The sequence below is a fragment of the Nostoc sp. UCD121 genome (assembly GCF_014222285.1).
Lineage (GTDB): Bacteria > Cyanobacteriota > Cyanobacteriia > Cyanobacteriales > Nostocaceae > Nostoc.
Genome location: NZ_JACKZS010000495.1, coordinates 1 through 896, shown reverse-complemented (window position 1 = coordinate 896; position 896 = coordinate 1). Strand labels below are relative to the sequence as shown.

The following is an 896-nucleotide window of genomic DNA, read 5'->3' as shown; positions in this document are numbered from 1 at the left end:
CTAGCCTTGATTGCGGCAGACTACACCATTGGGCAAGAAAGTTTTTATGTGGCGATTAGTCGAGCTAGGCATAACGTCAAACTTTATGCTAAAGACAAATCAGAATTGCTGGAACTGGCGCAAGAGTCTAAAGCCAAAGATAACGCCTTAGAATTGCTGATGAATTCCTTAAAAGCGGAACGAATTCAGGCGAAAACTGCCTCGGTCAGTCCAAGAGCTAATGAGCCAATAGTAAAACTTGAAGTAGCAATAGCAGAGCCTGTACTGAAAGCTCAACCAACAATCACAGAACAAGTCTCCTTGGCAGTTAGTCGGCCAGTTCCATTAGTTACGACGAGTTTAGAAACTGTAGCCAAACCCACTCCCAAAGAGAAACATAGAGATGATAGAAAGTCTCCTGTTTTTGAAAAACCAGTATTAAAGACTGCTGCCCCAACAGAAGCATTTTGGATACCTCAAAAGCAAGAAGAAGTACCTAATTTTATTGAATCAAAACACTGGCAAGAGTTTGAATCAAGTGCCATTCACCCAGAAATTGCAGCGCTAAACTTTGAAAGCCTTCAGTTCAACTATGCAGGTGGTGAGCATGAGGCTTGGGAAAGGCTGATGGTTAGCGAAAAACTTAATCGTACAAATACGGGGCGACTTAGTGAAGGGTTAATCAAAGCCTATTCTCACCTTGATGCTGGTGGTTGGTGGTGTGATGCTGGAGTTGATGCGCGTTCATTTGCTGATTTAACACCAGGTGATAAACCTGCAATTAAAAGATGGGGATGTTACAAGCCGAACACACCTAGACCCAAAAAAGATGAGGAAAACCAGATAATTGAAGGGAAATTCATTAAATATGAGCATCCCCCAAAGGTTGAATTAAGTATATTCTTGCTCAATGTCTC

1 pseudogene is annotated in these 896 nt (G+C 42.0%); it reads left to right on the top strand.

The window, feature by feature from the left end:
- Positions 1-896: pseudogene (locus GNF10_RS37145) on the top strand (exonuclease V subunit alpha); the annotation flags it as partial.